This window comes from Caballeronia sp. NK8, from assembly GCF_018408855.1.
Classification (GTDB): domain Bacteria; phylum Pseudomonadota; class Gammaproteobacteria; order Burkholderiales; family Burkholderiaceae; genus Caballeronia.
On the sequence record NZ_AP024323.1, the window covers coordinates 24,516 to 43,899 of the forward strand.

The 19,384-nt window shown below is 62.5% G+C and carries 19 protein-coding genes; 10 read left to right on the top strand and 9 right to left on the bottom strand.

The annotated features are described in order from the left end of the window. Position 1: 1 nt before the first annotated feature. Complete coding sequence (locus NK8_RS14765) at positions 2–994, top strand: GlxA family transcriptional regulator (protein WP_162066913.1); 993 nt, start codon at positions 2–4, stop codon at positions 992–994. Between the two features lie 101 nt (positions 995–1,095). Beyond that, positions 1,096–2,043, top strand: a complete 948-nt coding sequence (locus NK8_RS14770; RefSeq protein WP_213229625.1) for a choline ABC transporter substrate-binding protein — start codon at positions 1,096–1,098, stop codon at positions 2,041–2,043. 49 nt (positions 2,044–2,092) lie between these two features. Here NK8_RS14770 and NK8_RS14775 read toward each other — a convergent pair whose 3' ends face one another. From NK8_RS14775 to NK8_RS14800, 6 genes are all read right to left on the bottom strand, one after another. After that, positions 2,093–2,569, bottom strand: coding sequence for a type VI secretion system tube protein Hcp (locus tag NK8_RS14775; RefSeq protein ID WP_213229627.1), 477 nt, complete (start codon positions 2,567–2,569; stop codon positions 2,093–2,095). Between the two features lie 15 nt (positions 2,570–2,584). Beyond that, positions 2,585–3,085, bottom strand: a complete 501-nt coding sequence (locus NK8_RS14780) for a hypothetical protein (RefSeq protein ID WP_213229629.1) — start codon at positions 3,083–3,085, stop codon at positions 2,585–2,587. Positions 3,086–3,108: 23 nt separating this feature from the next. Beyond that, a complete protein-coding gene (locus tag NK8_RS14785; RefSeq protein ID WP_213229631.1) occupies positions 3,109–3,588 on the bottom strand; it encodes a DUF2778 domain-containing protein in 480 nt (159 codons plus the stop codon). Positions 3,589–3,742: 154 nt separating this feature from the next. Further along, positions 3,743–4,510 (bottom strand): class II aldolase/adducin family protein, encoded by a 768-nt coding sequence (locus tag NK8_RS14790; protein ID WP_213229633.1) that lies wholly within the window; start codon positions 4,508–4,510, stop codon positions 3,743–3,745. Between the two features lie 54 nt (positions 4,511–4,564). Continuing rightward, complete coding sequence (locus NK8_RS14795; RefSeq protein WP_213229635.1) at positions 4,565–5,653, bottom strand: GlxA family transcriptional regulator; 1,089 nt, start codon at positions 5,651–5,653, stop codon at positions 4,565–4,567. 141 nt (positions 5,654–5,794) lie between these two features. Further along, complete coding sequence (locus tag NK8_RS14800) at positions 5,795–6,109, bottom strand: hypothetical protein (RefSeq protein ID WP_162066917.1); 315 nt, start codon at positions 6,107–6,109, stop codon at positions 5,795–5,797. Between the two features lie 357 nt (positions 6,110–6,466). On the opposite strand from NK8_RS14800, the gene NK8_RS14805 reads away from it, so the two are divergent. The 8 genes from NK8_RS14805 (at position 6,467) to NK8_RS14840 (ending at position 15,353) form a co-directional block, all read left to right on the top strand. Beyond that, entirely contained in the window at positions 6,467–7,861 is a 1,395-nt protein-coding gene (locus NK8_RS14805) for an L-serine ammonia-lyase (RefSeq protein WP_162066918.1), read from the top strand. Between the two features lie 40 nt (positions 7,862–7,901). Then, a complete protein-coding gene (locus NK8_RS14810) occupies positions 7,902–9,146 on the top strand; it encodes a sarcosine oxidase subunit beta family protein (RefSeq protein WP_061175132.1) in 1,245 nt (414 codons plus the stop codon). 21 nt (positions 9,147–9,167) lie between these two features. Beyond that, a complete protein-coding gene (locus NK8_RS14815) occupies positions 9,168–9,467 on the top strand; it encodes a sarcosine oxidase subunit delta (RefSeq protein ID WP_213229637.1) in 300 nt (99 codons plus the stop codon). Beyond that, complete coding sequence (locus tag NK8_RS14820) at positions 9,464–12,466, top strand: sarcosine oxidase subunit alpha family protein (protein ID WP_213229639.1); 3,003 nt, start codon at positions 9,464–9,466, stop codon at positions 12,464–12,466. Before NK8_RS14815 ends, NK8_RS14820 begins: the two co-directional genes overlap by 4 nt. Beyond that, a complete protein-coding gene (locus NK8_RS14825; RefSeq protein WP_162066920.1) occupies positions 12,456–13,109 on the top strand; it encodes a sarcosine oxidase subunit gamma in 654 nt (217 codons plus the stop codon). The genes NK8_RS14820 and NK8_RS14825 overlap by 11 nt, the downstream gene beginning before the upstream one ends. Further along, the gene (locus tag NK8_RS14830) at positions 13,106–13,543 is read left to right on the top strand and encodes a dihydroneopterin aldolase (RefSeq protein ID WP_213229641.1); all 438 of its coding nucleotides are present in this window, start codon (positions 13,106–13,108) and stop codon (positions 13,541–13,543) included. The genes NK8_RS14825 and NK8_RS14830 overlap by 4 nt, the downstream gene beginning before the upstream one ends. Beyond that, positions 13,540–13,803 carry a hypothetical protein gene (locus NK8_RS14835; protein WP_162066922.1) on the top strand — a complete coding sequence of 88 codons (264 nt, stop codon included), beginning with the start codon at positions 13,540–13,542 and terminating at the stop codon, positions 13,801–13,803. Before NK8_RS14830 ends, NK8_RS14835 begins: the two co-directional genes overlap by 4 nt. Before the next feature lie 131 nt (positions 13,804–13,934). After that, positions 13,935–15,353 carry an MFS transporter gene (locus tag NK8_RS14840; protein WP_162066923.1) on the top strand — a complete coding sequence of 473 codons (1,419 nt, stop codon included), beginning with the start codon at positions 13,935–13,937 and terminating at the stop codon, positions 15,351–15,353. A gap of 73 nt (positions 15,354–15,426) precedes the next feature. On the opposite strand, the gene betA is transcribed toward NK8_RS14840, so the two are convergent. The 3 genes from betA to betI are packed head-to-tail and all read right to left on the bottom strand — an operon-like array spanning position 15,427 to position 19,241. Then, positions 15,427–17,145, bottom strand: a complete 1,719-nt coding sequence (gene betA, locus NK8_RS14845) for a choline dehydrogenase (RefSeq protein ID WP_162066924.1) — start codon at positions 17,143–17,145, stop codon at positions 15,427–15,429. Between the two features lie 12 nt (positions 17,146–17,157). Beyond that, complete coding sequence (gene betB / locus NK8_RS14850; RefSeq protein WP_213229643.1) at positions 17,158–18,627, bottom strand: betaine-aldehyde dehydrogenase; 1,470 nt, start codon at positions 18,625–18,627, stop codon at positions 17,158–17,160. 26 nt (positions 18,628–18,653) lie between these two features. After that, entirely contained in the window at positions 18,654–19,241 is a 588-nt protein-coding gene (betI, locus tag NK8_RS14855; RefSeq protein ID WP_162066926.1) for a transcriptional regulator BetI, read from the bottom strand. Positions 19,242–19,384: the final 143 nt, after the last annotated feature.

A 19,384-nucleotide genomic window follows, 5' to 3' on the forward strand; every position in this document is an offset into this window, starting at 1 on the left:
CATGAAGCGCGACGCGATCGTCCCAGCGGTTACGGATTCACCGTTGTCCAATCTCGCGCACTTCGGCTTTCTCACGCTGCCGAACTTCTCGATGATCGCGTTCACGAGCGCGGTCGAGGTGCTGCGCATGGCCAATTACGTCGGCCGCGCGCAGCATTATCGATGGTCGATCATCACGCCGGACGGCGAACCGGCGCGTGCGAGCAACGGCATCACCGTGAAGCCGACCGTCACGCTCGACGAGGCGGGCATGCCGGACGTGCTGATCGTGTGCGCGGGCTGGCACGTCGCCGATCATGTCGACGACAAGGTGATCGCGCTCTTGCAGCGCGCGCATGAGGCGGGCATTCCGCTCGGCGGCATCTGCACCGGGCCGTATGCGCTGCTCGCGGCGAAACTGCTCGATGGCTATCGCTGCACGCTGCACTGGGAAGACATGTCGCCGGTCAACAAGCGCTTTCCGCATGTGCGTTTTGCGGACGAGCTGTTCGTGATCGATCGCGACCGCATGACGTGCACGGGCGGCACCGCGCCGCTCGACCTGATGCTCAATCTCGTCGGCATGCGGCTTGGACAGGCGCATGCGGCGCAGGTGTCGGAGCAATTCATCGTCGAGCGGATTCGCGGCTCGACGGATTACCAGCACATTCCCGTGGATGCGCGCGTCGGCTTTTCGCGCGCCGAGCTGGTCGAAGTCGTGCGGCTGATGGAGGCGAACATCGAAGAGCCGCTGTCGCTCGAAGAACTCGCGCGTCTCGTGCATCTGTCGCAGCGGCATTTGCAGCGCATGTTCAAGATGTTCCTCAATGTCTCGCCGACGCATTACTACCTGACGCTGCGCCTGCGCCGCGCGCGTGAGCTGTTGCGCAACACGGATGCATCCATTGCGCGCGTGACGAGCATCTGCGGCTTCCATTCCCCTTGTCACTTCAGCAAGGCGTATCGCGCGCAGTTCGGTCATGCGCCGAGCGTGGAGCGCCGTTTATCGGCCTGACGTCCTGCTGGTCTGCTTTCTTCGCTCCGTGCGGACTCGGCCGAGTCGCGCGCGCGGGTCTGTTCGTGCCTTCGTGCCTTAAAAAACTGGGAGAGAGATACATGAAATGCTTGTGGATCGCGTCGCTGGCCACGGCGATGCTGTCGGGTGCGTATGCCGCGAATGCGGCCGAGCCTGCCGCGTGCAAGAACGTGCGTTTCGCGGATGTCGGCTGGACAGATATCGCCGCGACCACCGGACTTGCATCGACCATTCTGCAGGGCCTCGGCTACAACCCGACGAAGACGATCGCCTCGGTGCCGATCACGTTCGCGGGCGTGAAGAGCAAGCAGATCGACGTGTTCCTCGGCTACTGGTCGCCGACGATGGACCCGATGATCGATTCGTTCAGGAAAGCGAATCAAGTGAAGATCCTGCCGACGCCGAACCTCACGGGCGCGAAGTACACGCTCGCGGTGCCCGACTATGCGTATCAGGCGGGCATCAGGAACTTCAGCGACATCGCGAAGAACTACGACAAGCTCGACGGCAAGATCTACGGCATCGAGCCGGGCAACGACGGCAACGCGCTCATCAAGAAGATGATCGACAGCAACATGTACGGGCTCGGCAAGTTCAAACTCGTGGAGTCGAGCGAGGCGGGCATGCTCGTCGAGGTGAATCGCGCCTTTCGCGAGAAGAAGCCGATCGTGTTCCTCGGCTGGGAACCGCATCCGATGAACGTGCAGATGAAGATCGACTATCTGGCGGGCGGCGATGACGTGTTCGGGCCGAACTATGGCGAGGCGAAGGTGCTGACGGTCACGCCGACCGACTACGACACGCGCTGCCCGAATGTGGCGAAGCTCGTGTCGAATTTGCAGTTCACGACGGATATCGAGAACCACGTGATGCTGCCGATCATGAACAAGACGGATGCGAACAAGGCGGCGCGTGAATGGCTGAAGGCGAATCCGGGCGTGCTCGACAAGTGGCTCGCGGGGGTGAAGACGTTTGATGGGAAGGAAGGGTTGCCGGCGGTGAAGGCGTATGTGGCGGCGGGGAACTGAGGGCGGTGACGCGTCGCGCATGCCGCGGTTGAGGCATGCGCGCCTCGCGCTACGCGGCGCGGTTTTGTTTTACATCGATCTCCACGGTCACTGCGCCCGCGTTTCCTCCTTGCGCGTTTTGCACGAAGTATTCCTCTTTCATGCTCGCGAAGGAAAGACCGACGGTTTCAATGGCGTGGGCACCGTCGACGGAAGGCCAAACCTTGGTGATGATCACATCCTTCATTGTGATTCGGAAATACACGAATGGCGTGCCGCCCGCCTTGCGCATGGTTAGCGTCGCTTCGGGAATGTGCTTTCCGGTCTGGCAATACTTTGCGAGATTAGGGGACGCGCGGTCGAGGTCGTGCCGGAACAACAGATCGGAAACGGAAGCCTTTCCCGCGCCGCCTCCCGATCCTGAATGAATGTTCGACGTTTGCTCGATCACATGTTCCCAGTGGAATGCCTGGATTGCCTTTGGAAACTGGGCGTCCTGGGATTCACCGTCGATTCCCTGGATATGAACGAAAATATCGGAGGTCATAAAAAACTTGAATTGTTATGAATTTTCGGAGTTCCGGCGCACGAATGCGTGGATCCGAAAGATTGCTAGCAGCAGCACCAAAGCCGCCGCGAACAGCGCGAACCAGCAAGCCAATAGCAGGCCGGACAAATAAAGGATTTCAAAATCGTCCGGCTCCAGGCTTCGTGGTGCCGGCGAGATCAGGGTGTCCTCGATCCAACTGGACATCACGTAGGCGCCGTAGAAGGAAATGACGGTGAGAGCAACATTTAGAAAAGCGCTCTGAGTGAAGCGGCGCGTGAGGCCTGAAAATGCGCGTGTGGCGAGCGCGGCAAGGATCAATCCCGTAAGTAGAGTGCCGAGAATACTTACATCGACGATGTCTTCAGGTCCTGGATCGCTCCATCCGAAAACCGCCAGCACAGCGCGTATCGACACCTGCATCCAGAGAGGCATCATGCCTGAATTGCTGAGGATGAAGCGGGTAATGGCGAAACCAAGAATCAATGACACGAAGGCCACCAATATGGCGCGCATTGCTTTCAGTATCGCTATCCGGGTCATTTCACTTCAACCGTGCCGTATGCCTTCAGCGTAGAACCCGGGACGGGCAGCACTGGTGGCGATCGCCGTATATAGCGCTGAAGCAATTCGAACTCGGCGGGGTTGACGAGCGTAATGCATCCTTCGCTCACTGCACGGCTACCTTCCGGATGAATGCGAAAGTGGCTTCGAATCACCCCGTTTATTTTGGTCGAATCCCCGGTTCTTGGATTCCACAGCGTGAACCACTTTGTTCTGTCTGTAGAACCCGCGATAGGGGCAAGACGGTCGCGGATATCTCCAAGCATCCCACCCGACTGACGGTCAACGATGTAGTAGGTACCCGGTGGAATCGGCCCAATGTCTTTCGTGGCGACCTCGGCAGGGTTGTCGCGACCTCGCATCTGCCCGGAAAACGCCTCGACCGTGCCGTAGCCCGAACACGCGAGCGTCGACGTTTGTTTGTTGTTGAGTGTGAATGTGCAGCGTACCGCCATGCGCCAGATCCTCGAATGCTTCAGAAATTCAAGGACTCCAATCTAACGCGTGCACGTCATGCAATGGACCAATTTTTGTAAATCAATAATGCCGCCGGTCAGCGGATTGCCAGACGACGCAACTATCTGCATCGTCCGGCAGAGAGATATCAACTTAACTCCTATAATCCGTCCTCCCACTCACCTCGATCATCCTCAACGCCGCCTCCCACTGCAGCGCCATAATCCCATCCGCCTCATCCCGTCGATATTGCTCCGCCGTCAACTCACAAACCTTCTGCGACGGCAAATTCAATTCTCCATTCCCCGCCAGCGCCCGAATCTGAATCTCACAGGCGCGCTCAAGAAAATACATTTCCTGAAACGCCTCAGGAATCGACTTTCCGCAAGTCAGCAATCCATGATTCTTCAAAATCATCGCGTTATGCGCGCCGAGATCATTCACGAGCCTATCCCGCTCCGCGAGATCCAGCGCGATCCCCTCGTAATCGTGATACGCGAGATGCCCGTAATACTTCAGCGCATGCTGGCTGATCGGCAAAAGCCCCTGCTTCTGCGCCGACACCGCCGCGCCCGCCGCCGTGTGCGTATGCGCGACGCACAGCACATCGGGGCGCGCCATGTGAACGGCCGAATGAATCGTGAAGCCCGCCGGATTCACGCGATACCGCTCCGGATCATCGCCCGCGCCCGCTTCTACCGGACGTCCCTCATGATCGATACGCACCAGATCCGACGCCCGCATCTCGTCGAACAGCACGCCATAGCGGTTGATCAGAAAGTGATGGTCGGAGCCCGGCACGCGCGCGCTGATATGCGTGAAGATCATGTCGGTCCAGCGAAAGTATCCGATCACGCGATAAAGCGCCGCGAGATCGCAACGCATCTTCCATTCTTCCTGCGAATATCCGTGAGTCTGCATGCCGTTCCTCCTGGGTTTGACGAGCCGCGCAACGCGTGACCGAAAGGAAGCCGTCTAGATTGCCTGCGCGCGGCCCGGAAAAACTTCGTCGTAATCCATTGCCTGATTCGCTTCCTGCGTATCCTGCGCGCCGCCCTGCTCGCGATACATCATCGGCGGCACACCGAACTGCTTGCGGAACTCGCGGCCGAGATGCGAGGCATCGGAGAAACCGCAACTCGACGCGATATCGGCGACGGTCTTGTCCGAACTCGTCAGCAGCCATGCGGCCGTGCGCAGCCGCACCTGCTTCGCGTAAGCCTGCGGCGCCTTGCCGGTCTCGGCCTTGAAGAGGCGCTCCAGTTGCCGTGTCGACAAATCGAGCTTGTGCGCGAGTTCATCGAGCGTAAGCGAACGCCCGACGTGCTGCTCCATCAGCAGGATCGCACGTTTCACTTTCGGATGCGTCGCGGGCGCGAGGCCCGGCGGATGCGGCTGCGGTGCGTTGCCTTTCTGCATGTCGTCGACGAGCAGGATGCGCAGCGCCTTTTGCACCGTCGCCGTCTCGAAGTGACGCAGAAGAATCGCGGCGGCGACATCGATCGACGCGCGCCCGCCCGAACACGTGATCCGCCTTCTGTCGATGACGAAGAGCCGGTCCGCGACGAGCGCACGTTCATCGGCATGCGGAAAACGCTCGACGAAATCCCAGTAGTGAAACCAGCTCACGCAGATGCGATGTCCTTCGAGCACGCCCGCGCGCATCAGCGAAAACACGCCCGTGCACATGCCGACGAGCGTCGCATTCGATGCGGCAGCGCGGCGGATGAACTGCAGCGTCGCCTCGCTCGTGGCGGGACCGGAATGCAGCAGGCCGCCGACTACCACGACGTAGTCGAACGGCTCGGCCTGATCGTAGGTTTCCCACGGCGTGATCTGGATGCCGCAACTCGCGCGCACCGGCGCGAGCGTCTCGCCGATCACGCTCCACGAGCAACGCACCGGGCGGCTGAAATCGCCTTCGTCGGCGGACAGGCGCAACAGGTCGACGAAACCGGCGAACGCAGTCAGCGTGAAGTTCGGCAACAGAATGATGCCGAAGCGGATACGTGATTTCGATTGACCGTCGATGGAAGACGGCGGAAGGGACTCGGCGGCGTTCATGCGGGCGACATGCGGCTGGATGTTATCCGTCGAGCATAACACCCGGCTGCAAGCCTCGGGCGCGCGTCAGAAAGAACGCGGCCAGCGTCGCGTGACGCCGGCCGCATGAACGAGAAAAGCGGGAAAGGGGAAAGGCGTGCTTCAGCCGCCGAGCACGGCGAACGCCCAGGCGAAGACGCCGCCGATCAGCGCGCCGGTCGCGCGGCCGAGCACGCTCGCGATGGTGTAATCGCCCCAGCGCTGCTCGACTTCGGCCTTCAACACGCCGAAGTAGCGCAGCACGGGATCGATCGAGCAGAGCAGCGCCAGCGCCGCCCAGACGGGCGCCTGACGCGTGAGCACGCGATCGACGGCGAGGAGATCGATAACCTGGAGCGTGCCGACGACAGCCGCGCCGACGAGAAAAGCGAGGACCCAGGATTTGAAGAACTGGTCGGGTAAGGCGTGAGTTTCCATCGATGCAAACTGGAGAAACGGGACAGGGTGGAAAGCGCACCGGAGCCTGCTGGCACGGCGCAACGGAGAACCTAGGGAATATACCGAGGCACGTTCTTCCAGCACCTCGGACCAGTCTCAAAAACAGGGAAAGTGCAACGAAGATGCGCAAAAACGCGCCGCGCGCGAAACGCTCTGTTAGGCCTCGATTTGCGTGGGCGCGCGGGTATTCCCGCGAAAAAACCTCGCCCTGCGCGACGCGAACGGAACACTGACGTCGCGATCCCATTTCGATGGCGGTTTTGTTCTATCGAGTCCTTGCAGGGTTTGGTGCAATGAGAGCCATACCGAAACCGCGCCAAAACCAGGGACTCGCCCATGAATGTCAGCGTCTTCGATCTGTTCAAGATCGGCATCGGACCCTCCAGCTCGCATACCGTCGGGCCGATGATCGCGGCGTGCCGTTTCGCGTCGCATGTCGAGGACGCCAATCTGCTCGCCTTCGTCACGCGCGTGCGCGCCGAACTGTTCGGCTCGCTCGGCGCGACCGGCAAGGGCCACGGCACCGACAAGGCCGTGCTGCTCGGCCTCGAAGGCAATCTGCCCGATCTCATCGATCCCGACATGATCGCGCCGCGCCTCGCCGAAATCCGCGCGACGAAGCGCCTCAAGCTGCTCGGCAAACACGATGTCGTGTTCGAGGAGCGCGAGCACATCGGCTTCTATCGCAAGCTGATGCCGGGCGCGCCGGGATCGAGCATCGTGCATCCGAACGGCATGCGCTTTCAGGCATTCGACGAGAACGGCCAGTTGCTCGTCGAGAAAGAGTATTACTCGGTCGGCGGCGGCTTCGTCGTGAATCGCGAGGGCGATCGCGTGAACGGCTTGCGGGCGAGCAACCCGGTGCCGCATCCGTTTCGCACCGGCGACGATCTGATGCGCGTCTGCCAGGAGACAGGGCTGTCTATCGCCGACGTCACCATGCAGAACGAATGCGCAAATCGCACCGAAGCCGAGGTGCGCGAAGGCCTGCTCGCGGTGTGGCGCGTAATGGCCGCGTGCGTCGAGCGCGGCTGCAAGGAACGCGGCGAATTGCCTGGCCCGATGCACGTGAAGCGCCGCGCCGCCGATCTGAATGCTTCGTTGCGCTCGCGCTCCGAAGAGTCGCTGCGCGATCCCTTGTCGATGCTCGACTGGGTCAATCTCTACGCGATGGCCGTCAACGAAGAAAACGCCTCGGGCGGCCGCGTCGTCACCGCGCCGACCAACGGTGCCGCCGGCGTGATTCCCGCCGTGCTGCACTACTACGTGAAGTTCATGCATGGCTCGAACGACGAAGGCATCGTGCGCTTCCTGCTGACGGCTGCGGCCATCGGCATCATCTACAAGGAAACGGCTTCGATCTCCGGCGCGGAAGTGGGCTGCCAGGGCGAAGTGGGCGTCGCGTGCTCGATGGCTGCCGCCGCGCTCGCCGCCGTGATGGGCGGCACGCCCGCGCAAGTGGAAAACGCCGCCGAGATCGGCATGGAGCACAACCTCGGCATGACCTGCGACCCCGTCGGCGGGCTGGTGCAGATTCCGTGCATCGAGCGCAACGCGATGGGCGCGATCAAGGCGCTCAACGCCGCGCGAATGGCGATGAAGGGCGACGGCAAGCATTACGTGTCGCTCGATTCGGTCATCAAGACGATGCGCGAAACCGGCGCCGATATGAAGACGAAATACAAGGAGACGTCGCGCGGTGGTCTCGCCGTCAACGTCATCGAATGCTGAACTGCCCAAACGCATAAACCCCGCACCATAGGAAACACCCATGAGCCGCTACTCGATATTCAGCCTGCTGCGCAACGGCATGTCGTATCACGAGAACTGGGAGCGCCAATGGCGCAGCCCCGAGCCGAAGCGCGAATACGACGTGGTGATCGTCGGCGGCGGCGGTCATGGTCTCGCGACCGCGTATTACCTCGCGAAGGAGCACGGCATCACCAATGTCGCAATTCTGGAGAAGGGCTGGATCGGCGGCGGCAACACCGCGCGCAACACGACCATCGTGCGCTCGAACTATCTGTGGGACGAATCGGCCGCGCTGTACGAAAAGGCGATGAAGCTGTGGGAAGGTCTCTCGCAGGACCTCAACTACAACGTGATGTTCAGCCAGCGCGGCGTGATGAATCTCGCGCACACGCTGCAGGATGTGCGCGACACGGAACGCCGCGTGAACGCGAACCGCCTGAACGGCGTCGATGCCGAGTTCCTCACGCCGCAGCAGATCAAGGAAATCGAGCCGACCATCAATCTGAACAGCCGCTATCCGGTGCTGGGCGCGTCGATTCAGCGTCGCGGCGGCGTGGCGCGTCACGATGCGGTGGCGTGGGGCTTTGCGCGCGGCGCGGATCGCGCGGGCGTCGACATCATCCAGAACTGCCAGGTAGTGGGCATTCGCCGCGACGGCAATCAGGTGACGGGCGTCGATACGACCAAGGGCTTCATCAAGGCGAAGAAGGTCGCAGTCGTCGCCGCAGGCAACACGACCACGCTCGCCGACATGGCCGGCGTGCGCCTGCCGCTCGAAAGCCATCCGCTGCAGGCGCTCGTGTCCGAGCCGATCAAGCCGGTGGTGAACACGGTCGTGATGTCGAACGCGGTGCACGCGTACATCAGCCAGTCCGACAAGGGCGATCTCGTGATCGGCGCAGGCGTCGATCAGTACGCGGGCTTCGGTCAGCGCGGCAGCTTTCACATCATCGAAGGCACGCTGGAAGCGATCGTCGAAATGTTCCCGGTGTTCTCGCGCGTGCGCATGAATCGCCAGTGGGGCGGCATCGTCGATGTGTCGCCGGATGCGTGCCCGATCATCTCCAAGACCGACGTGAAGGGCCTCTACTTCAACTGCGGCTGGGGCACGGGCGGCTTCAAGGCGACGCCGGGCTCGGGCTGGGCGTATGCCCACACGATCGCGAAGGACGAGCCGCATGCATTGAACGCGCCATTCTCGCTGGATCGCTTCTATACCGGTCATCTGATCGACGAACACGGCGCGGCTGCCGTGGCTCACTAACCGCATCGAGGAAAAAGAAACATGTTGCTGATCGAATGCCCCTGGTGCGGGCCGCGCGCCGAAACCGAATTCTCCTGCGGCGGCGAAGCGGATATCGCGCGCCCGCTCGACACCGAAAAACTCACCGACCGCGAATGGGGCGACTACCTCTTCATGCGCAAGAACCCGCGCGGCGTGCATCACGAGCAATGGAACCATGCGCAAGGCTGCCGCCGCTGGTTCAAGGTGCAGCGCGACACCGTCAGTTATGAAATCCAGGGCTACGAGACGTTCGACCGTCCGTTGGCTGTCATGTCCGACAACGGAGGCACGTCGAAATGAGCCAGAAAGACCGACTCGGCATGGGCGGGCGCATCAATCGCGCGATTCCCGTCACCTTCACGTTCAACGGCAAGACGTATCAGGGCTACGAAGGCGACACGCTCGCGTCCGCGCTGCTCGCGAACGGCGAGCACTTCGTCGCGCGCAGCTGGAAGTATCACCGGCCGCGCGGCATCATCACCGCGGGTGTCGAAGAACCGAATGCAGTCGTGCAGCTCGAGACCGGCGCCTATACCGTGCCGAACGCGCGCGCGACCGAAGTGGAACTGTATCAAGGCCTCGTCGCGCAAAGCGTGAACGCGAAGCCGAACATCGAGAACGATCGCATGGCGGTCAATCAGAAGATCGCGCGCTTCATTCCCGCCGGCTTCTACTACAAGACCTTCATGTGGCCGCGCAAGTTCTGGCCGAAGTACGAAGAAGTCATTCGCGATGCAGCCGGTCTCGGCGAAGCGCCCAAGCATCTCGATGCCGATCGCTACGACAAGTGTTTCGCTCATTGCGACGTGCTCGTGGTCGGCGGCGGTCCTTCGGGTCTCGCGGCGGCGCATGCGGCCGGTCTGTCGGGCGCGCGCGTGATTCTCGTCGACGATCAGCGCGAACTCGGCGGTTCGCTCTTGTCGTGCCGCGCGGAGATCGATGGCAAGCCCGCGCTGCAATGGGTGCAGAAGATCGAAGCCGAACTGCGCAAGATGCCCGACGTGAAAATTCTGTCGCGCAGCACGGCGTTCGGCTATCAGGATCACAACCTCGTCACGATCACGCAGCGTCTGACGGAGCACTTGCCCGTGTCGCGGCGCGAGGGCACGCGCGAACTGATGTGGAAGGTGCGCGCCAAACGCGTGGTGCTCGCGACCGGCGCGCACGAGCGTCCGATCGTGTTCGGCAACAACGATCTGCCGGGCATCATGCTGGCGTCGGCCGTGTCGACGTATCTGCATCGCTATGCGGTGCTGCCGGGACGCAGCGCGGTCGTATTCACGAACAACGACGACGCCTATCAATGCGCGCTCGATCTGAAGACGGCAGGCGCCGACGTGACCGTGGTCGATCCGCGTCCGGCCGAATCGAAGGGTGCATTGCCGGCGGCCGCACGCCGCTATGGCGTGCGCGTGATGAACAACGCGGTGATCACGGTGGCACGCGGCAAGCTGCGCGTCGCGTCGGTGGAAGTGGCTTCGTATGCGAAAGGCCAGGTCGGGCAGAAGCAGACGGAACTGCAATGCGATCTGATCGCGATGTCGGGCGGCTGGAGCCCGGTGCTTCACCTGTTCGCGCAATCGGGCGGCAAGGCGCACTGGCACGACGAGAAAGCCTGTTTCGTTCCCGGCAAGGCGATGCAGCCGGAGAGCAGCGTCGGCGCATGTGCAGGCGAGTTCTCGCTGGCGCGCGGCATTCGTCACGGCGTCGATGCGGGCGCGGAAGCGGCGCGCGCGGCGGGTCATATCGTCGCGAAGCCGAATCCCGTGCAGGTCGCTGAAATCGTCGAGGCGCCGATGCTGCCGCTGTGGATCGTCGGCAACAAGGACCTGTCGACGCGCGGCCCGAAGCAGTTCGTCGATTTCCAGAACGACGTGTCCGCGGCGGATATCTATCTCGCTGCGCGTGAAGGCTTCGAATCCGTCGAGCACGTGAAGCGTTATACGGCAATGGGCTTCGGCACCGATCAGGGCAAGCTCGGCAACATCAACGGCATGGCGATTCTCGCGCAGGCGCTCGGCAAGACGATTCCCGAGACCGGCACGACGACGTTCCGCCCGAATTACACGCCTGTCACGTTCGGCACCTTCGCGGGCCGCGAGCTGGGCGAGTTCCTCGATCCGGTGCGCAAGACCGCGATCCACGAATGGCACGTCGAGAACGGCGCGATGTTCGAGGACGTCGGCAACTGGAAGCGTCCGTGGTACTACCCGAAGGCGGGTGAGGACATGCACGCGGCCGTCGCGCGCGAATCGCTGGCGGTGCGTCAGAGCGTGGGCATTCTCGATGCATCGACGCTCGGCAAGATCGACATTCAGGGTCCGGATTCGGCGAAGCTCCTGAACTGGATGTACACGAATCCGTGGAGCAAGCTCGAAGTGGGCAAGTGCCGCTACGGTCTGATGCTCGACGAAAACGGCATGATCTTCGATGACGGCGTCACCGTGCGTCTCGGCGAACAGCACTACATGATGACGACGACCACCGGCGGCGCGGCGCGCGTGCTGACGTGGCTCGAACGCTGGCTGCAGACCGAATGGCCCGACATGCGCGTGCGTCTGGCATCCGTGACTGACCATTGGGCGACGTTCGCGGTCGTCGGCCCGAATAGCCGCAAGGTGCTGCAGAAGGTGTGTCAGGACATCGACTTCGCGAACGCGGCGTTCCCGTTCATGAGCTATCGCGATGGCACGGTGGCGGGCGCATCGGCGCGTGTGATGCGTATCAGTTTCTCGGGCGAGCTCGCATATGAAGTGAACGTGCCGGCCAACGTCGGACGCGCGGTGTGGGAAGCGCTCATGGTCGCGGGCGCGGAATTCGACATCACACCGTACGGCACGGAAACGATGCACGTGTTGCGTGCGGAGAAGGGCTACATCATCGTCGGCCAGGATACGGATGGTTCGATGACGCCGTACGACCTCGGCATGGGCGGTCTCGTCGCGAAGTCGAAGGACTTCCTCGGCAAGCGTTCGCTGACGCGTTCGGATACGGCGAAGCAGGGGCGCAAGCAGTTCGTCGGCCTGCTCACCGATGATCCTTCGTATGTGCTTCCGGAAGGCGCGCAGATCGTCGCGGGTCCGTTCCAGGGCGACACCGCGCCGATGCTCGGCCACGTCACGTCGAGCTACTACAGCCCTATTCTGAAGCGCTCGATCGCGCTGGCCGTCGTGAAGGGCGGTCTCGAGAAGATCGGCGAATCGGTCATGATTCCGCTCGCGAACGGCAAGCGGGTCAACGCAAAAATCACCAGTTCGGTGTTCTACGACAGCGAAGGAGCACGTCAGCATGTTGAATGAGATCAAGAGTTCCTCGACGGTCGTCGATCGCGCAATCAGCGGACAGGGTGTGTGGCAGGAGTCTCCGCTCGTCGGCGCCGATGCATTGATGAAAGCGCATCAGAGCGGCTCGCCGAAGGCATTTCGTCTGACGGAGCGGCCGTTTCTCGCGCTCGTGAACGTGCGCGGCGATACGCGCGATGCGGCCTTCGTGAAATCGGTGCAGAGCGTGATCGGCTGCACGCCGCCCGAGAAGCCGAACACGATCGCGCGCGGCAACGGTTACACGATGCTGTGGCTCGGCCCCGATGAATGGCTCGTGCATTCGGATACGGCGCACGACGCCTCGCGTCCCGCGCCGCTCGAAGCGAAGTTGCGCGATGCGTTCGTCGGGCAGTTCTCGGCGGCGGTGGATATCGGCAGCGGTTATACGGTGCTCGAAATCGATGGCCCGAAGACGCGCGAAGTGCTTTCGCGCGGCTGTCCGCTCGATCTGCATCCCAAGCTGTTTGGTGAAGGGCAGTGCGCGCAGAGCCACTTCTTCAAGGCGTCGATCACGCTGGTGCCGCTCGGCGGCGATCGCTTCGAGATCATCGTGCGCCGCAGCTTCGCCGATTACTTCGTGAAGATCATGCTCGACGCCGCCGAGCCGCTCATCTCATGAAGCCTTTCGAACCGCTCGAAGCAGGTGGGCAGGGCTGGCGCGTGATCGTTGACGAGTTGATCGTGAAGACGCGCGTCGGTCTGTACGAGCATGAGCATGAAGGGCCGCAACCGGTGTGCATCGATGCGAGTCTACGGTATCGCGGCATGCCGCATGAATCGGGCGATGGGTTGATCGATTATGAGGCGTGGTGCAATCGGGTGAGCGCGTTTCTCGAGACCAAGGAGCATACGCGTTTGCTCGAGACGCTTGCGGTCGAGGTCGCCGCGCTGTCGTTCGATGAGTGGCCTGCGCTCGATGCGCTTACGCTCGTGCTGCACAAGCCGAAGATTCGTGAGGGGACGAAGCGGCTTGGGCTCGAACTTGACTGGCGGCGCGCGGATTACGACGCGTGGCGATTGAACGCCGCCGCGCAACATGCGTCCGTGCGATGAATGCGTCGCGCGATGCCACCGCGCAGCTTTCCGAGCGTGCCTGCAAGAAGCACGACGCGGGCGCGGCGCTCGCGTTGCTCGATCGGAGCATCGCGTTGAAGCATCGGCGTATTGCGTTGATTCGATATCTGCACGCGCAGTATCTGGATGCGCCGTTGGAGGCGCGGCATCATGAGTATGTGAAGACGGTGGCGGCGCGGTTGAGCGTGGAGGCGGTGATGCGGATTGCGGCGGCGGCGCGGGTGCGGTTTGGCGCATGACGTGTGTGTTCCATCCCGATGACGTAAATCTTCTATGTCGCGGATTTATGTCGGCGTCTACTGAAAACGCTTTGTTCAGAGTGTTTTGATCGCCACGTCCACGCGGCGCATGCCGCATCGAGAGGGATGACATGTCTACCGCCACGCATCCACGCGCGAGCGCTGCGGCAAGGCTCGAACGCCTGCCGTTTTCCGGGTATCACCGCACGATCTTCATCATCATCGCGATTGCGTTCTTCTTCGATTCCGTCGATCTCGGCACGATGACCTTCGTGCTCGGCTCGATCAAGACCGAGTTCGGCCTCTCGACCGCGATGGCGGGGCTGGTGGCGAGCGCGAGCTTCTTCGGCATGGTGCTGGGCGCGGCTTTCGCGGGCCTGCTCGCGGACCGGTTCGGACGGCGGCCCGTGTTCCAGTGGAGCATGGTGCTGTGGGGACTGGCGTCGTACCTGTGCTCGACCGCGCAATCCGTCGATGCGCTGATCTTCTATCGCGTGCTGCTGGGTATCGGCATGGGCATGGAATTTCCCATCGCGCAGACCTTGCTTTCCGAATTCGTGCCAGCGGCTTCGCGCGGCAGACTGATCGCGCTGATGGACGGCTTCTGGCCGCTCGGCTTCATCGCATCGGGCGTGGTGTCGTATTTCGTGCTGCCGAAGTTCGGCTGGCGCACCGAGTTCGCGTTGCTCGCGATTCCAGCGGTGTTCGTGCTGATCGTGCGTCGCGTGGTGCCGGAGTCGCCGCGCTGGCTCGAACATCGCGGCCGATTTGCCGAAGCCGAGCGCGTGCTCGCCGACGTCGAATTGAAGGTGATGAAGGCGAAGGGTCTGAGTCGCTTGCCGGCGCCTTCGATCCTCGCCGAACCGCCTGCAAAAAAGGGCGGTGGCGCGTTTCGCGAGATCTGGAGCGCGGCTTATCGGCGGCGGACGGTGATGGTGTGGATGCTGTGGTTCTTCGCGCTGCTCGGGTTCTACGGACTGACGTCATGGCTGGGCGCGCTGATGCAGCAGGCTGGCTTCGCCGTGACGAAGTCGGTGCTGTACACGGTGCTGATCTCGCTCGGCGGCGTGCCGGGGTTCTTGTGCGCGGCGTGGCTCGTCGAGCGATGGGGACGCAAGCCGACTTGCATCGCATCGCTCATCGGCAGCGGCGTCATGGCTTATGTGTATGGGCAGACCGCGTTGCATGCGGAGACGCCGACGCTGCTCATCTGTGCCGGCCTCGCGATGCAGTTCTTTCTCTTCGCGATGTGGGCCGTGCTTTACACGTATACGCCGGAGTTGTACGGCACTGGAGCACGCGCGACGGGGTCGGGGTTCGCATCGGCGATCGGGCGAGTGGGGTCGTTGATCGGGCCTTATGTCGTGGGTGTGGTGTTGCCTGCGTTCGGACAAGGCGGCGTGTTTTCGCTCGGGGCGCTGTGTTTCGTGATCGCGGCGCTGGCGGTCTGGGTGCTCGGGATCGAGACGAAAGGGCTTGCACTGGAGACGCTGGTCTCAGAGGCAGAAGAGCAGGAAGGAAGTGGCGTGCTGGTTTCGGCCAGGGAGTGATTGTGCAGGTGGTATGAGGTAGGGCGATTTGAAGGCCGCGCTAGCGCGGCCTTTTTTTTTTCACAGTCGGACATTAATCGCGCGCTAGAGACGGCGCAGCAATCTGGGACGCAAATGAAGTTTGACGACTTCGCGCCCTTTTCCCCTCCGCCACGAAATACGGCGTAGCAACGCGCCCCAACGCCTCCCTTCCCCGAATCCGATCCACGATCTTCTCCGCCAGCATGATCGTCGGCGCATTGAGATTGCCCGTGGTGATCTGCGGCATGATCGAAGCATCGACGACGCGCAGTCCTTCCATCCCGTGCACGCGTCCTTCTCCATCCACGACAGCCATATCGTCGTACCCCATCTTGCAGGAGCACGAAGGGTGATAAGCCGTCTCCGCCTTCGCTCTCACGAAGGCATCGAGCTCCGCGTCGCTTTTCAGGTCATCGGAAGGATGCAACTCGCGCCCGCGATACCGCGCAAGCGCAGGCTGCCGCATGATCTCGCGCGTGATGCGAATCGCATCGCGGAACTCGCGCCAGTCGAGCGGATCGGCCATGTAATTGAACAGAATGCCCGGATGCACATGCGGATCGCGCGACTTGAGCTTCACGCGCCCGCGGCTCGGTGAGCGCATCGATCCAACATGCGCCTGGAACCCATGCATCCTGATCGGGTTCGATCCGTTGTAGTTGATCGCCACCGGCAGAAAGTGGTACTGAATGTTAGGCCAAGGATCGTCATCGCGCGTGCGGATGAACCCGCCCGCTTCGAACTGATTGCTCGCGCCGACACCCGTCCCGTTCAACAGCCATTCGGCCCCGATCGCCGGCTGATTCCACCACTGCAACGCCGGATACAGGGACACAGGCTCCTTGCATTCGTACTGCATGTACATCTCGAGGTGATCCTGCAAGTTCTCACCGACACCCGGCAGATCGTGCACCACGGGAATCTCCAACGCCTTCAGCCAGTCCGCCCGCCCCACGCCCGAGCGCTGCAGCAACTGCGGCGAAGCAATCGCCCCGCTGCACACCAGCACCTCGCGCCGCACATGGGCCGTGACACGCTGCCCCCCATGCAGATACGCGACACCGATCGCCCGCTTGCCCGAGAACAGCACGCGGTCGGTCGTTGCGTGCGTCACTATCGTGAGATTGCCGCGATGCTTCGCGCGATCCAGATACCCGCGCGCCGTGCTCGCACGACGTCCGTTCGCGGTCACGGTGCGATCCATCGGACCGAAACCTTCCTGCTGGTAGCCGTTCAAGTCTTCGGTGCGCGGATAACCGGCCTGCACGCCGGCCTCGACCATCGCCGCAAAGAGCGGATTGTTGCCGGGCTTGCTCGTCGTCACATGTACGGGGCCATCGCCGCCGTGATACGCATTCGGCCCGATATCGCGCGTCTCCGCCTTCCGGAAATACGGCAGACAGTCGAGATAGCTCCAGTCATCGAGACCCGGCTGCGCGGCCCAGTTATCGTAGTCGAGCGCGTTGCCGCGGATATAGCACATGCCGTTGATGAGCGACGATCCGCCCAGCCCCTTGCCGCGCCCGCATTCCATGCGGCGGTTGTTCATATGCGGCTCGGGCTCGGTTTCATACGCCCAGTTATAGCGACGCCCTTGCAGCGGATAAGCCAGCGCCGCAGGCATCTGCGTGCGAAAGTCGAAGCGATAGTCCGGCCCGCCCGCTTCGAGCAGCAGCACGGTCACGTCCTCGTCTTCGGTGAGACGCGACGCGAGCACGTTGCCCGCCGATCCCGCGCCGACGATGATGTAGTCGTATTCGTTCACGCTCATCGCAAATGCTCCTTAAAACACGGGCTGATAGGGACCGAGCTCGACCTGCACCGACTTGACGCGCGTATAGGCATTCAACGTGGCGATGCCGTTCTCGCGCCCGATGCCCGATTGCTTGTAGCCGCCCACCGGCATCTCCGCAGGCGATTCGCCCCACGTGTTGATCCAGCAGATACCCGCTTCGAGCCGATGAATCACGCGATGCGCGCGCGACAGGTTCTCCGTCACGACGCCCGCCGCGAGCCCGTAGTCCGTATCGTTGGCGCGCGCGATGACTTCGTCTTCGTCATCGAACGCGAGAATGCTCATCACCGGCCCGAAGATTTCCTCGCGCACGATGCGCATGTCGTCGCGGCAATCGGCGAACACGGTCGGCTCGACATACTGACCACGGGCGAATGCGCCATCGGTCATGCGCGCGCCGCCCGCGACGAGCCGCGCGCCTTCGCGCTTGCCGCTCTCGATGAAGCCGAGCACTTTCTCCAGTTGCGCCGCGCTCGCGAGCGGCCCGAAGTTGGTGCGGGGATCATCGGGCGCGCCGACGCGTATGCGTTTCACACGCTCCAGAATCAACGCTTCGAACTTGTCGATGACACCGCGCTTCACGAACACGCGCGTGCCGTTCGTGCACACCTGTCCGGAGCTGAAGAAGTTCGCGCTCATCGCGATATCGGCGGCGCGTTCGAGGTTGGCATCGTCGAATACGATGAGCGGCGACTTGCCGCCGAGTTCCATCGTGACTTCCTTGAGCGTCGATCCGCCCGCGCGCGCCATCACTTTCTTGCCCGTCTCGACGCCGCCCGTGAACGATATCTTTTCGATGCCGCCGTGTTCCGCGAGCATCGCGCCGACGCGGCCATCGCCTTGCACGACGTTGAACACGCCCGCGGGCACACCGGCTTCGATATAGATCTCCGCGAGCTTCGACGCGGTCAACGGCGTGACTTCGCTCGGCTTGAAGATCATCGCGTTGCCTGCGGCGAGCGCGGGCGCGGACTTCCAGCACGCAATCTGAATCGGATAGTTCCATGCGCCGATGCCCGCGCACACGCCGAGCGGTTCGCGCCGCGTGTACACGAACGACGATTCGCGCAGCGGAATCTGTTCGCCTTCGATGGCCGTCGCGAGCCCCGCGTAGTACTCGATGACATCCGCGCCCGTGACGATATCGACAGCGCGCGTTTCCGCGATCGGCTTGCCCGTGTCGCGCGTCTCGATGGCGGCGAGTTCGTCGTTGCGCGCGCGAAGCAGATCGACCGCGCGGCGCAGGATGCGCGAGCGCTGCATCGCGGTCATTGCGGCCCATTCGCGTTGGCCTTCGCGCGCGGAACGCACTGCGCGATCGATATCCGCCTGCGACGCCTGTTGCACGCGCGCGAGCGTTTCACCGGTGGCGGGATCGAGCGTGTCGAAGGTTTCGCCGCTCGTCGCATCGACGTATTCGCCGCCGATATAAAGCCGTTGCTCTCCGAATGCCGACATGTCGCGCTCCTTCAAAAGATGTGGGTTCAACCGCGCGCGTCGAGCACGAGGTCGATGTAGTCGTAGGCGAGGCGCAGCGCGCCTTTGGTATCGAACGGCTCGCCGGCGAGTGCGCCGCGCAGCCACAAACCGTCGATGAGCGCGGCGAGACCGCTCGCGGCGCGCCGCGCGGCGGGCTTCGTCAATGAGCGGGCGAAATCCGCGCACAGATTCGAATGCAGACGCCGCGTGTTCACGCGCTGCAGCCTGCGCAATTCCGGCTTGTGCATGCTCTCGGACCAGAACGCGAGCCACGTTTTCATGACCGGCCCGTTCACCTGTTCGACATCGAAATTAGCCGCGACGACCGCGCGCAGCTTCGAGCGCGGATCGGGCTTCGCGGCCTTGCGACGGCGTGACGTGCCTTGCCACAGCGAGCGCAGCACGTGACGCATGGTGGCTTCGAGCAGGCCGTCCTTGTCGCCGAAGTAATGACTGACGATTCCCGTCGACGTGCTCGCGCGCTGCGCGACGGATGCGAGCGTCGCGCCCGCGAGGCCCGACTGGTCGATGGTATGCAGCGTGGCGTCGATGAGTTGCGCGCGGCGGATCTCGCGCATTCCGAGCTTGGGCATGGTGGCGTCGATCTGAAAACTGTGCGCCGATACTAGTTTTTTTATTTTGAACGGTCAATCAATAAAAACCGGGTCGAAAGGGTTTCGGGGCGCGATGTCGGATTCAGTCAAACGCGCGTCGCATTGAGTGACAGTCGCGGCTT